Origin of the sequence: Rhodococcus sp. NPDC058532 (assembly GCF_042719255.1) — a bacterium.
Lineage (GTDB): Bacteria > Actinomycetota > Actinomycetes > Mycobacteriales > Mycobacteriaceae > Rhodococcus_G.
The window spans coordinates 99,252-112,038 of the sequence record NZ_JBHXNU010000001.1 but is presented as its reverse complement, the minus strand read 5'-3'; the positions used below and the strand labels follow the sequence as shown (position 1 = coordinate 112,038).

Here is a 12,787-nt window from a genome sequence, read left to right as displayed (position 1 = left end):
GGGGTTCGTTGACGAGGAGGTCGGGTGTCCGGAGTGTTCGCGGGCTTCACCGTCATCTTCGTCGTCATAGCGATCGGCTACCTCCTCGGCCGCTTCCGGGTGCTCGGCGAGCATGGCGAGTTCGTCCTCAGCAGGCTGGTGTTCTTCGTCGCCACCCCGGCGCTGCTGTTCGACTCGCTCGCGCAGGCCGACCTGTCGGTGATCTTCTCGCCGACCCTGGCCGTCGCCGCCGCCACCGCGTTCGCCCTCGGCATCGCCTACTTCGTCCTCACCCGGACGGTGATGCGCCGCCCGATCCCGGAGGCGACGATCGGGGCCCTCGCCTCGTCGTACGTGAACTCGGCGAATCTCGGCATCCCGATCGCGGTGTTCGTGCTCGGTGACGCCTCGTTCGTCGCCCCGCTGCTGCTGTTCCAGATCGTGGTCTACTCCCCGATCGCGCTGACCATGCTGGACCTGACGACCGGGCGCAGGAGCAGTTCCTGGGTGCAGACCGTGACCACCCCGTTCAAGAACCCGATCGTGCTGGCCGGGGTCGCCGGGCTCGCGGTCTCGGTCGCCGGATGGACGCCGCCCGCCGCGATCACCGAACCGTTCCGCATCGTCGGCGGTGCGTCGGTGCCGGGCGCGCTGCTCGCGTTCGGCATCGCGCTGTACGGGGTTCGGGTGCTGCAGCGCGGGGTGGCGCCGCGGCGCGAGATCGCGGTGGCATCGGTGCTCAAGATCGTGGTCCAACCGGTCCTCGCGTACCTGATGGGCCGTTTCGCCCTCGGTCTCGACGGGCACGAACTGTTCGCGGTCGTCGTGGTCGCCGCCCTTCCGACGGCACAGAACGTCTTCGTCTACGCCAGCCGTTACCAGCGGGGAATCGTCCTGGCCCGCGACACCGCCCTGGTCACCACGCTCGCCTCGATCCCGACGATCGGCCTCGTCGCCGCCCTCCTGGCCTAGCGCGCTCCGCGCCCGTGCGTGATGCGCACCCTCATTGGGGTAAAAATCACGCACAGTCGGCGGAGCCGACGTCAGCGCGGTCGCCGCAGCCGAATGAAGTCGCTGACCACCGCCGCGCCGAGCCCGTCGAGGTCGGGCGCGACGACGCGGCCGCCAACCCGCTGCGCCATCCGGTCCACCACCCGCGCGAGACCGGGGTCGTCCCCGAGCCGGAAGATCGTCACCTGGGCTCCGAGCCTCGCGAGGTTGTCGAGTTCCCGGACCGTCAACCCGAGCGTCCGCGGATGCGGCGGATAGTCGAAAAAGGCGCGACCATCGGGTTCCAGATGCGCGGTCGGCTCGCCGTCGGTGACGATCAGCACCACCGGCTGCGCATTCGGATTGCGCCGCAGGTGCCGCCCGGCCAGCAGCAGCGCATGGTGCAGGTTGGTGCCCTGATCCCAGGCGCCGTCCAGGCCCGCCAGCTCCTCCGGGGTGACGGTGCGGGCCTGCCTGCCGAACGCGATCAGCCGCAGGTCGTCCCCGCGGAACCTGGTGCGCACCAGATGATTCAACGCCAGCGCCGTGCGCTTCATCGGCACCCAGCGGCCGTCCATCACCATCGAGAACGAGGTGTCCACCAACAGCGCCACCGCGGCCTGGGTTCGCTGCTCCGTCTCGGCGATCTCGACGTCGGTCACGCGCATCCGCACCGGGACCGGCGGCCCGCAGGCACCGGCCTGCCGCAGAACCGCATTGGTGACGGTGCGGGTCACGTCCCACGGTTCGGTGTCGCCGAACTCCCACGACCGGCTCGACCCCGTCGGCTCCCCCATCGCGCCTGCCCGGCGGGTGTCCCTGGCACCGCTGCGGCCGGACAGCCGCTGCGCGGCGTCCCGCAACGCCGCCTCGCCGAGTTTCCGCATCGCCCTCGGCGAGAGCCGCCACTGACCGTCCGCCCCGCGGTCGAGGTACCCCTGCTGCTGCAGCGCCCGTTCAAGGTCGGCGAGGGTTCGCGCATCGGCGGCGGACTCCGGCCCGAGTTGCCGCAGCAGTGCCTCCGGGTCGATGTCGTCGAGCTGCGCACCGGCGTACTCCTGCGACAATTGCTCCGCGAGCTGTTCGAGGTCGGCGATGTCCGCGAGGGCGGCGGTGCCCGCCCCGAGGCCCATCCCGTCGTCGCCGCGGAAACGCTGGCTCCCATCCCAGTCCTCCCCCGGCCGGGCCGCGCGCAGGTTCGCATCAAGCCGGTCCAGCTGCTGCACCAGGCCGGGACTGCCGAATGCCTGCTGCGCCAGGGCGTCCAGCTCGGCACGCTGTTCGGGGGACAGCGAGTTCCGCAGCCGCTGCGCGGCCGCCGACCGGCGGGCTACCGTGTCGAGCAGCTCCTCCACGTCCCGCGGGTTCTCCGGAAAGAACGCGCCGTACTCGGCCATGAACCGTTCGAAGTCCTCCGGTGCGTCCACGCCGCGGGAGTGCTTGTCCAACAACGCGTTCAGGTCGGTGAGCATCTCGTCGACCCGCCGACGATCGTCGTCGGTTGCGTTCTCCAGCGCCCGCTTCATTCCGGCGAACCGCTGGTCCAGCAGTTCCCGACCGAGCAGGTCGCGGATCTGCTCGTAGTCCGCGCGGGCCTGCGGATCCCGCCACCGGTAGCCGGACAGGTCCCGGACCGCCTGCGCGGTGGACGGGGGCAGATCCGCGAGTTGCAGCTCGGCGAACCGGGCGTCGTCGTCCAGGGACCGGGCCAGTTCCTTGCGTTCCGCGAGGACGGCCCGGTCCAGTAGCTCGCGCACCTCGTCGAGCGTGCCCCCGAGGTTGTGCGCGTCCAGCAGCTCCCTTCGCCTCCGGTTCGCCTGCGCGGCAAGCTGATCCAGCCCAGCCATCGTCGACGTGCCGCGTCGCAGCAACTCGCGCAGCGCCCGCCGCGGCGACGACCCGGCGAGGACGTCGGCCCCGATCGCGTCGAGCGCCTCCCGCAGGTCCAGCGGGGGCGCCAGCGGATCAGGTCCACCGTGATACCGCCCGTAGCGCTGGTACATCAGCCGTACACCAGCTGCCCGTCGTCGTCGGTGTCCTTGGCGATCCGACGCGCCAGATACAGGCCCTCGAGTGCAAGCTCGACCGCGGCGGCGCGGGCACCGACCGTTCGCGCCCCGAGCCGCTCGGCCAACTCGTCCACGACGTCAAGATCGGGCAATTCTCCGAGCAGATACTTCGCGGTGACCCGGTCGCCCGTGACGACCGGCGACCCGGACTCGACGGCGCCGACCAGATCGGCGAAATCGATGCCGCCGAGCCGATCCCGGACCGTGTCGGCGGTGGCCCTGCGCAGCAGATGGTCGAGGATCTCACTCTCCCGCCCCTCCTCGCCGGACTCGAACTCGATCTTGCCCCGGAGCACGTCGACGACGGTTCCGAGGTCCACCGGCCGAGCCGTCGGGTCGGATTCGCCGAGGATGGCACCGCGATGAACGGCGGCCGCCCCGGCCGTCTCCGCCGCGGCGACCGCGAAGCGCGCCGACACACCGGACCGTTGGTCGATCGACGGGGACTCGCGCAGCAGCCGGGTGAACCGGGCGAGGATCTCCAGCAGCGGGGACGGGACCTCGGCCCGCAGCTGCGCCTCCTGCACGACGACCGCGATCTCGTCGTCGATGTCCAGCGGGTAGTGGGTGCGGATCTCGGCACCGAACCGATCCTTGAGCGGGGTGATGATGCGGCCACGGTTCGTGTAGTCCTCCGGGTTTGCGCTGGCCACCACCAGCACGTCCAGCGGCAACCGCAGCGTGTAGCCGCGCACCTGGATGTCGCGTTCCTCCATCACGTTCAACAGCGACACCTGGATCCGCTCGGCCAGGTCGGGCAGCTCGTTGACCGCGGCGATGCCGCGGTGCGCGCGCGGAACCAGACCGAAATGGATCGTCTCCGGGTCACCGAGGCTGCGTCCCTCCGCAACCTTGACCGGGTCGACGTCACCGACCAGATCGGCGACCGACGTGTCCGGGGTCGCGAGCTTCTCCGAGTACCGTTCGTCGCGGCCCCGCCACTCGATCGGCAGGTCGTCACCGAGTTCGGCGGCACGCCGGATCGACGCCGGCGTGATCGGGTCGTAGGGGTGCTCGCCGAGCTCCGATCCTGCGATCACCGGGCTCCACTCGTCGAGCAGCAGCGGCAGTGTCCGCAGCAATCGGGTCTTTCCCTGGCCACGCTCACCGAGCAGCACGATGTCGTGGCCTGCGATCAGCGCCCGTTCCAGCTGCGGCAGGACGCTGTCCGCGAAGCCGACGATCCCGGGCCACGGGTCGCGGCCGTCGCGCAGCGCGGCGAGCAGGTTGTCGCGGATCTCGTCCCGGACCGGGCGCTGGACGTGCCCGGAGGCCCGCAACGCTCCCACCGTCCTCGTGGTGGGGCGCGGCGACCGGGACTCGGCGGTGGACGCAGTCACCACCTCACGCTACGAGGCTTCGGCGGATTCGGCATCCCCTCCCGGCGCGAACGCCGGTCGCGCGGTCGACGCGCTGATCCTGGCCGCGCTTCGTACACTGCGCGGATGGACACCTGGGTGCTGCCCGCGCTGCTCGGCCTCGGACTGGCCGCCGCGACCGGACTGCGAACCTTCCTTCCGCTGCTGATGCTCAGCGCCGCCGCGCATTTCGGGTGGTTCGGCATCTCCCTCGGCGAGTCGTTTGCCTGGGTCGGTTCGGGCGCAGCTCTGGTCGCGCTGGCGATCGCCACCGCAGCGGAACTGACCGCGGACCTGATCCCGTTCGTGGACAACGCCCTCGGGGTGTTCGGCACGGTCAGCAGGCCGATCGCCGCCGCGATCGCGGCAGGCGCGGTATTCACCGACCTCGACCCGTCGACTGCGGTGATCGCCGGGATCATCGTCGGAGCACCCACCGCGCTTGCATTCAGCACCGCGCAGACCGGCACCCGGGCGGTGAGCACCGCGTCCACCGCGGGGGTGGCCAACCCGGTGCTGTCGGTCGCCGAGGACGGCGTCGCGTTCACGCTCGTCCTGGTGGCGTTCCTGCTGCCGCTGCTGATCCCGGTCGCGATCGCGGGCCTGGCGTGGTTCGCATGGAAGGGCGTGCGCCTGCTCCGCCGCCCGGCCGCCGGGTGACGCGGGCGCGCCGGGACTCGCACCGCGAACCTGACAGACTGGTCGGCATGGTCGACACCGAAATCACCTTCACCAGCGGCGACGTCACCGTCCACGGCAGCCTCCTCGTTCCCGACCGGCTCGCCGGACCCGCCCCGGCCGCGCTGCTCCTCGCCGGCAGCGGGCCAACCGACCGCAACGGCGACAGCGGCGTGATGCCGGGACCGATCGGCACCCTCCGGTTCCTCGCCGAGACCCTCGCCGAGTCCGGCATCGCGAGCCTGCGGTACGACAAGCTCGGCAGCGGCGAGACCGGTCTGGGCCCCTACACCGTCGACGACGTGGCCGGACTCGGCTTCTCGGTGTTCGTCGACACCGCCGCCGACGCGCTCCGCAATCTCGCCGCCCAGCCCGACATCGACGCGGACCGGCTTCTGGTGATCGGCCACAGTGAGGGAGCCCTGGTCGCGATGGCCCTCGCGGTGCGCGAGGACACCCCGACCCTGAGCGGCCTCGGCCTCGTCGAGCCGCTCGCGGTTCGTCTGCTGGACCTGCTGACCCGGCAGATCACCGGGCAGGTGGACGCCGCCGTCGCTGCCGGTCAGCTCCCCGTCGAGCTCGCCGACCAGCTGCGCACCGGTCTCACCGCGGCCGTCGAATCGCTGCGCGCCGACGGCACCGTTCCCGACGACCTGCCGGAACCGCTGCGGCTGGCTGGCCTGGTGTCCGTCAACGCCAAGGCGCTCGCCGAGGAGGACGCCCTCGACCCGCGCGATCTGGCGACCCGGCTGCCCGCCGGGCTGCCCGTGCTGACGAGTTGCGCGGACCGCGACATCCAGGTGGCCCGCGCCGACGTGGACGCCCTCGACGCGGCGCTGACCGGCGCCGTGGTCACCCCGGTCCGGATGACCACCGTGAACCACGTCCTCAAGGAGATCGGCGATCGGCCCTCGACGGGCGCCGACTACATCGAGGACCTGCCGTTCTCGAGCGAGTTCCGAACCGCCTTCGAGAACTGGCTCGCCGCCCTCCCCTCCTGACCGGGCGGGCAGCACCGGCGTACGCGCTCCCCTACCCGGGCGGGCGCGTACGCCGTCCCGCCCCCGCGCCACCCCCGCCCGCGCACATCCCCTGTGCACACGCCCCCTCGCGCACCCACACCCCCACTGCACGCCGAAAACCCCCGTGCGCCCGCGAAACCCACTGTGCACACACCTTTTCCGGAAGCGCGGCGATGTCGCCCGCGGGCCAACGCCCGGCGCCGCGACACGCCGACCACGTTATCGAGATGCGCGCACACGTCGCCGTGCGGTAACGTGCTCCGCTAACAACCGACCACGAAGAGAAGGGAACCCGGCCATGTCGACGTTGACGCACGTATCGGCGGCACACGTGGCCATGTGGCGTTCCTGCATTTTCGCCAAGCGTGTACGCCGAGGACCATCCTGACGACAAACGGATCAGAGTTCTCGGCACCCAGGGCACACCGCCCGGGTGCCTTTTCTTTTACCCGAGCAATTTCCCGAACCGTCGCCCGACCGAAACGTCCCGAACACACAGCGCCGACACACTCGAAGGCGCACCACCGAGCCGAGGAGCTCCGACATGAAACTGCGCTTCAACCAACTGAGTCCGACCCGCCCGCTGGCCGACCTGCCCGACGACCTGACCGGGCACGCCGTCACCCTCGACCTGTCGCACACCGACGCCTGCCAGCGCGCCGCCGCCACCGACCTTGCCCGGGAACTGCTCGACCGCGGCGCCGCCCGCATCGTCATCTCCGGCAACGCCGCCTGAACGCACGAAAGGTGCACACCCACTTGGGTGCACACCTTTCGGCGGACAGCGTCCGTGTCAGTGCGCGAAATGCCGCTTCGCGTCAGTGCGCAAAGTGCCGCGCCCCGGTCAGGTACATGGTGATGCCCGCCGCACGCGCCGCGTCGATCACCTCGTTGTCGCGGACCGACCCACCCGGCTGGACGACGGCCTTGACGCCACCGTCGATGAGCACCTGAAGTCCGTCCGGGAACGGGAAGAAGGCGTCGGACGCCGCGACCGCGCCCGCCACCCGGTCACCGGCACGGTTCACCGCGAGGTGCGCGGAGTCGACCCGGTTGACCTGCCCCATGCCGACCCCGACGGACGCCCCGTCGGATGCCAGCAGGATCGCGTTGGACTTCACCGAACGGCAAGCACGCCAAGCGAACTCGAGATCCTTCAGGGTCTGCTCGTCGGCGGGCTCACCGACCGCGAGGGTCCAGTTCGCCGGGTTGTCCCCCTCGGCGTCGAGGACGTCGCGCTGCTGCAACAGCGCACCACCGGAGATCGGGCGCAGTTCGATGCCGGACTCGGTCGGCGCGACGGCCTCGAGCACGCGGACGTTCTTCTTACGGGCCAGCACCTCGACGGCACCGGGCGCGTAGGACGGGGCGATGATCACCTCGGTGAAGATCTCCGCGACCTGCTCGGCCATCTCGACGGTGATCTCGCGGTTGGCGGCGATGACGCCGCCGAACGCGCTGACCGGGTCGCAGGCATGCGCCTTCCGGTGCGCCTCGGCAATGTCCGCACCGATCGCCACACCGCACGGGTTGGCGTGCTTGATGATCGCGACCGCAGGAGCCTCGAAGTCGAAGGCGGCACGCCACGCGGCGTCACCGTCGGTGTAGTTGTTGTACGACATCTCCTTGCCGTGCAACTGCGTCGCCTGCGCCAGACCCGCCGGGGCGGCCGGGTTCACGTACAGGGCGGCGGCCTGATGCGGGTTCTCGCCGTACCGCAGCACCGCGCTGCGGTCCCAGCTCGCACCGGCCCACTCCGGGAACTGCGCATCCGAGTCGACGAGGGTCGAGGTCATCCACGACGCGACCGCGACGTCGTAGGACGCGGTGTGCTGGAACGCCTGCGCGGCGAGGGCGGTGCGCTCGGCGAGGGTGAAGCCGCCGGCCGCGACCGCGGTCAGCACCTCCGAGTAGCGAGCCGGGTCAACCACGACCGCGACCGACGGGTGGTTCTTCGCCGCGGCACGCACCATCGACGGGCCGCCGATGTCGATCTGCTCGACGCACTCGTCGGGGGTGGCACCCGAGGCGACGGTCTGCGTGAACGGGTACAGGTTCACGATCACCAGCTGGAACGCCTCGATGCCGAGCTCCTCGAGCTGGGCGAGGTGATCGGGCTTGCGGGTGTCGGCGAGCACGCCGGCGTGCACGCGCGGGTGCAGCGTCTTCACCCGACCCTCGAGGCATTCCGGGAAGCCGGTCAGCGACTCGACCGGGGTGACCGGGATCCCGGCCGCGGCGATCGTCGCGGCGGTCGATCCGGTGGAGACCAGCTCGACGCCCGCCTCGTGCAGGCCGGTGGCGAGTTCCACCAGGCCGGTCTTGTCGTACACGCTCACCAGTGCGCGGCGCAGGGCCTTACGTTCGGTCACTTCGGGATCACGGCCTTTCGTCCATCGGAAACAACTCCTCGCGTCGCGACGGCGGCGAGAACCTCCACCAGCAGTCGCCGTTCCACGGTCTTGATGCGCTCGTGCAGGCTCGCCTCGTCATCGTCCTCCCGCACCGCGACCGGCTCCTGGGCCAGCACCGGCCCGGTGTCCACACCCGAATCCACCAGGTGCACGGTCGATCCGGTCACCTTGACGCCGTAGGCGAGAGCATCCCGGACGGCGTGCGCGCCGGGGAACGACGGCAGCAACGCGGGATGGGTGTTGACGATCCGACCCCCGAACCGGCCCATGAACTCGGGGCCGAGGATCTTCATGAAGCCTGCGGAGACGATCAGGTCCGGGGTGTGTGCGGCGACGGCGTCGGTCAGCGCGCGATCCCACGCGGCGCGGTCCGGGTGTGCGCCGAGGGCGACCGTGAAGAACGGGATGCCCGCGGCCTCCGCGTGCCCGGCGGCCGCGCAGTCGCGGTCGACGCCGACCGCGACGATCCGCGCCGGAAAGTCGTCGACGGCGGCCGCGATCAGCGACTGCAGCAGGCTTCCGGTACCGGAAGCGAGTACCACGACCCGGACCGGCGTACCGGTGGCGTCGGGCCGGAACACGTGCGGGGCAGTCAGGGCTCTACTCCTCGGGGCGTCGGCCGGAGAGCCGGCCGTGGATCGCGTCGGCAGCGCCGACGCCCGATAAGACTAGTCGCTGCTGGTCCGGGTCCCGTCGGGCAGGTCCTCGTCCGACCGCAGGTCAGTGACCTGCGCCACGCCGTCGCCCGCAGCCACGTCCGACGCGGGCGGGAACTCCGACTCGTCGTCGACCACCTCCGCGTCCACGACCGCTCCCGGCTCGACGTCCAGCACCGGCGGTGCGGTGGCCGCGTCGTCGATCAGTTCGGCCTCCACCACCGCGGGCCCGGGTCGCGGCGCGGGGTCGGTGGCGCACTCGTCCCCCGCTGCACCGGACTCGGCTGCACCGGACTCGGCTGCACCGGACTCTTCAGGGGCCTCCGTCACCGCGGCGGACGCGGCGGCTCCGGGCAGGGCCAGGGTCGCGGCGGGGGGACGGGGACGCGCCGGTTCGCGGGCGGGCGTCGACTCCGGGTGCGTGCGCCACCGCGTCAGGGCACCGGCCGCCGAACCACACACCGCGAGCCAGCCCAGGGTGGCACCCGCGAACGTGACGAGGGTGACGCCGACCGAGCCGAACGACCCGAGCGCACCGCCGGAGGTGAACCCGAGGACGGCGAACACCACCGCGACCGCGACCGCACCGACCAGCGCCGTCTGCGCGGCCAGCAGCGGGGACGCGGCGCGGCGGCCGCACTCCCGCCCGAACAGCACCCCGATCGCCGCCGGGATCACCAGCGTGGCGAGCCAGCCGTCGCCGCCCGCCTGCTCCGGCAGTGCCCCGAGCACCGGCAGCGCAGGCACCGGACCCCCGACAACATCGAACAGGCTCACCGACGCGGAACCCACGTGCACGGAGGAGCCGACCAGCACCGCGGTGGCACCGACCACCACATTCGGCAGGTACAGGATCGACAGCAGCGTCAACCCGAGGCCGCCGGCGAACCCCTCCCCGGACCCGATGAGCATCCCGACCGTCGACCAGGACGCGAGCAGCGACACGACGGTGATCGCGGCCCCGGTGGCGAGCAACGCCATCGCCGCGCGCATCGCCGGGCGGGCGGCGGCGAGCACCCAGTCGGGCACGCCGAGAAAGGTGACGGCCGGGCGCCACAGGCGCATCCCGATCCCGATGCCCGCCCCGATCACGTGCACGGCGATCACCCAGGCGAACGCCACCACCGGATTCGGCATCGACAGGGCGATCACCGACGACGCGTCCGCGGCGACGGCAAGCGCGATCGCGGTGACCACCACCGGCCCACCGACGGCCGCGCCGAGCACCCACCAGCATTCGTGCCGCGGCGTTGACGAGTGCACCACCCTGGCGCAGCCCCTGGCCACCACCGCGACCATCACCAGCGTCGGCAGCAGCGGCAGGGCGCCCAGCGCGGCGCCGCCGATCGACAGCGGAACCTGGTGCACGGCGAGCCACCCCGCAGCGACCGCTCCGCTCGTCCCGGTGAGGTCGCTGTTCGCGGCGACCAGGGTGACGAGCATGCCGGTGCCGATCAGGGCGACCGTGAGCAGCGATGGGCGCAGCGCCAGCCCGAGCAGGGCCCGCGCCTGTTCGGGCGTCGGACTGGGGCGAGTCGCTTTCGGCGGGCGCGGCGTCGGCGGGCGCGGGGAACGCCGCTGACCGTCAGAGCGGCTGGGAATGCGGCTGAGCGCGGAGTCCATCGTCCGGCGACGTCAGCTGTCGGTCCGGCCGGGCTGGTCCACCCCGAAGGCGCGGGTCGGCGCGGCGGGGTTGTCGCCTCCCGCGTCCGGGTCCGAGCCTGTGGCAGGCGTCGACGGCGGCGGTGTGGACGGCGGCGGTGTTGGCGCCTGCGGCTGCCCGTAGGGCTGGCCGGGCGCCTGCTGCGGCGTCGGCGCCCCCGGCGGGGGCGCGTACGGGTTGGGCTGCGGTGCGTAGCCGGGCTGCGGCGGGCCGTATCCGGTGGGCGGACCGTACCCGGCGGGCTGCCCGGGCGACTGCTGCGGTCCCTGGCCGTATCCCGGCGGGAACCCGGGCGGCGGGCCGTACCCGGGTGCGGGCGCACCGTACGGCTGCTGGGCGTAGCCGGACGGACGCGGGGCGGGCGTTCGGACCAGGCCGAGGCTGAACAACAGCACCGCGATCGCGGCGGCCGCCTGCACGAACGCCAGAATCAGGTTGAGGATGCCGCCCCACGCGAGGCTCACCCCGTCGGACAGGGTGAACAGGAAGAACAGCGCAACGAGGAAGCCGACCAGGGAGGTCACCGCCGCCGTCGCCTGATGCTGTTGCCCCGGCAGCAGCGTCAGCCCGGCAAGCAGGCCACCGGTCAGCAGCAGCGCGAGCGCGAGCACCGGATAGCCGCCCTCGAAGGAGCTCTGCGAGAGCGGGGTGTCGTTGAAGGTGGTGACCTTCGCGTACGGCGCGAACCCGGCGACGAAGTTCACCACCCCGAGCGCGGCAACCGCGATGAGCAGCAGCTGCGGAAGTGGCCGGCCGGCGAGCCCGCCTGCCGGCGGGGACGGCGGCTGGCCCGGACCCGCGGGGCCCGCGGACGGATAGCCGGGTCCTGTTGGCGGATACGTCATCGTCGGCTCCTCGACATGGGGCGGTGGATTTCCCGGAAAGGGTGGTGGACCAACGCTAGCGCACCCAGCGGTGACGGCACGGTGCCGCGCGGCGCCGCGCCGCGGACCTCCCGATTCGCCGGGCGCGCTCCCCCGAAAACGCCGACGGGCACCTGCATGTGCAGGTGCCCGTCGGCGTGAACCAGGGGGGGTGCTTACGCGCCCACGGTCAGGGTCTCGAGGATCTCGCGCGCGAGTGCGGCGGTCTCGGACGGCGTCTTGCCAACCTTGACGCCCGCCGCCTCGAGGGCGTCCTTCTTGGCCTGAGCGGTGCCCGAGGAGCCGGAGACGATGGCGCCAGCGTGGCCCATGGTCTTGCCCTCGGGAGCGGTGAAGCCCGCGACGTAGCCGACGACCGGCTTGGTGACGTTGGCCTTGATGTAGTCGGCCGCACGCTCCTCGGCGTCGCCGCCGATCTCGCCGATCATCACGATGAGCTTGGTCTCGGGGTCCTTCTCGAACGCCTCGATGGCGTCGATGTGGGTGGTGCCGATGACCGGGTCGCCGCCGATGCCGATGGCGGTCGAGAAGCCGTACTCACGCAGCTCGAACATCATCTGGTAGGTCAGGGTGCCGGACTTGGAGACCAGGCCGACCGGGCCCTTGCCCGCGATGTTGGCCGGGGTGATGCCGACCAGCGCCTCGCCCGGGGTGATGATGCCGGGGCAGTTCGGGCCGATGATCCGGGTCTTGTTGCCCTTCTCGACGTTGTAGGCCCACGCGTAGGCGGAGTCCTGCACCGGGATGCCCTCGGTGATGACCACCAGGAGCGGGATCTCGGCGTCGATGGCCTCGACGATGGCGTCCTTCGAGAACGCCGGGGGGACGAACGCGATCGAGACGTCCGCGCCGGTCTTCTCCATCGCCTCGGCGACCGAAGCGAAGACGGGCAGCTCGACGGGGTTGCCGTCCTTGTCCGTGTGCGACACGGTGGTGCCGGCCTTGCGCGCGTTGACGCCGCCGACGACCTGAGTGCCCGCCTTGAGCATCAGCGCGGTGTGCTTGGTGCCCTCGCCGCCGGTGATGCCCTGGACGATGACCTTGGAGTCCTTGGTCAGGAAGATAGCCATTGTT

General features: G+C 71.7%; 11 protein-coding genes. 4 read left to right on the top strand and 7 right to left on the bottom strand.

Annotated elements, in window-relative coordinates:
- The first annotated feature begins 24 nt into the window (after positions 1-24).
- Positions 25-951, top strand: coding sequence for an AEC family transporter (locus ACFWQG_RS00505; protein ID WP_378505611.1), 927 nt, complete (start codon positions 25-27; stop codon positions 949-951).
- A gap of 71 nt (positions 952-1,022) precedes the next feature.
- On the opposite strand, the gene ACFWQG_RS00500 is transcribed toward ACFWQG_RS00505, so the two are convergent.
- Both ACFWQG_RS00500 and ACFWQG_RS00495 read right to left on the bottom strand, forming a co-directional pair.
- Positions 1,023-2,972, bottom strand: a complete 1,950-nt coding sequence (locus tag ACFWQG_RS00500; RefSeq protein WP_378505610.1) for a VWA domain-containing protein — start codon at positions 2,970-2,972, stop codon at positions 1,023-1,025.
- Positions 2,972-4,381, bottom strand: a complete 1,410-nt coding sequence (locus tag ACFWQG_RS00495) for a sigma 54-interacting transcriptional regulator (RefSeq protein WP_378505609.1) — start codon at positions 4,379-4,381, stop codon at positions 2,972-2,974. Before ACFWQG_RS00495 ends, ACFWQG_RS00500 begins: the two co-directional genes overlap by 1 nt.
- 102 nt (positions 4,382-4,483) lie before the next feature.
- On the opposite strand from ACFWQG_RS00495, the gene ACFWQG_RS00490 reads away from it, so the two are divergent.
- The 3 genes from ACFWQG_RS00490 to ACFWQG_RS00480 all read left to right on the top strand — a co-directional run bounded on the left by ACFWQG_RS00490 (position 4,484) and on the right by ACFWQG_RS00480 (position 6,832).
- Positions 4,484-5,056 carry a DUF4126 domain-containing protein gene (locus ACFWQG_RS00490; RefSeq protein ID WP_378505608.1) on the top strand — a complete coding sequence of 191 codons (573 nt, stop codon included), beginning with the start codon at positions 4,484-4,486 and terminating at the stop codon, positions 5,054-5,056.
- 47 nt (positions 5,057-5,103) lie between these two features.
- Positions 5,104-6,075, top strand: coding sequence for an alpha/beta hydrolase family protein (locus tag ACFWQG_RS00485; RefSeq protein WP_378505607.1), 972 nt, complete (start codon positions 5,104-5,106; stop codon positions 6,073-6,075).
- Positions 6,076-6,640: 565 nt separating this feature from the next.
- Positions 6,641-6,832 (top strand): hypothetical protein, encoded by a 192-nt coding sequence (locus ACFWQG_RS00480; protein ID WP_378505606.1) that lies wholly within the window; start codon positions 6,641-6,643, stop codon positions 6,830-6,832.
- An 82-nt stretch (positions 6,833-6,914) separates the two neighbouring features.
- On the opposite strand, the gene purH is transcribed toward ACFWQG_RS00480, so the two are convergent.
- The 5 genes from purH to sucD all read right to left on the bottom strand — a co-directional run bounded on the left by purH (position 6,915) and on the right by sucD (position 12,783).
- Complete coding sequence (gene purH / locus ACFWQG_RS00475) at positions 6,915-8,468, bottom strand: bifunctional phosphoribosylaminoimidazolecarboxamide formyltransferase/IMP cyclohydrolase (protein WP_378505605.1); 1,554 nt, start codon at positions 8,466-8,468, stop codon at positions 6,915-6,917.
- Positions 8,465-9,106 (bottom strand): phosphoribosylglycinamide formyltransferase, encoded by a 642-nt coding sequence (gene purN, locus ACFWQG_RS00470; RefSeq protein ID WP_378506028.1) that lies wholly within the window; start codon positions 9,104-9,106, stop codon positions 8,465-8,467. Before purN ends, purH begins: the two co-directional genes overlap by 4 nt.
- Positions 9,107-9,178: 72 nt before the next feature.
- Entirely contained in the window at positions 9,179-10,789 is a 1,611-nt protein-coding gene (locus tag ACFWQG_RS00465; protein WP_378505604.1) for a DUF6350 family protein, read from the bottom strand.
- Between the two features lie 12 nt (positions 10,790-10,801).
- Entirely contained in the window at positions 10,802-11,674 is an 873-nt protein-coding gene (locus tag ACFWQG_RS00460) for a DUF5336 domain-containing protein (RefSeq protein ID WP_378505603.1), read from the bottom strand.
- A gap of 194 nt (positions 11,675-11,868) precedes the next feature.
- Positions 11,869-12,783 carry a succinate--CoA ligase subunit alpha gene (gene sucD, locus ACFWQG_RS00455; protein ID WP_378505602.1) on the bottom strand — a complete coding sequence of 305 codons (915 nt, stop codon included), beginning with the start codon at positions 12,781-12,783 and terminating at the stop codon, positions 11,869-11,871.
- Positions 12,784-12,787 lie beyond the last annotated feature (4 nt).

What these genes read in the sequence shown, in the direction of transcription:
- ACFWQG_RS00465 (WP_378505604.1), bottom strand. Translation starts at nt 10,789, where the DNA reads ATGGACTCCGCGCTCAGCCGCATTCCCAGCCGCTCTGACGGTCAGCGG.
- ACFWQG_RS00485 (WP_378505607.1), top strand. Translation starts at nt 5,104, where the DNA reads ATGGTCGACACCGAAATCACCTTCACCAGCGGCGACGTCACCGTCCAC.
- ACFWQG_RS00490 (WP_378505608.1), top strand. Translation starts at nt 4,484, where the DNA reads ATGGACACCTGGGTGCTGCCCGCGCTGCTCGGCCTCGGACTGGCCGCC.
- ACFWQG_RS00460 (WP_378505603.1), bottom strand. Translation starts at nt 11,674, where the DNA reads ATGACGTATCCGCCAACAGGACCCGGCTATCCGTCCGCGGGCCCCGCG.
- sucD (WP_378505602.1), bottom strand. Translation starts at nt 12,783, where the DNA reads ATGGCTATCTTCCTGACCAAGGACTCCAAGGTCATCGTCCAGGGCATC.
- ACFWQG_RS00500 (WP_378505610.1), bottom strand. Translation starts at nt 2,972, where the DNA reads ATGTACCAGCGCTACGGGCGGTATCACGGTGGACCTGATCCGCTGGCG.
- ACFWQG_RS00480 (WP_378505606.1), top strand. Translation starts at nt 6,641, where the DNA reads ATGAAACTGCGCTTCAACCAACTGAGTCCGACCCGCCCGCTGGCCGAC.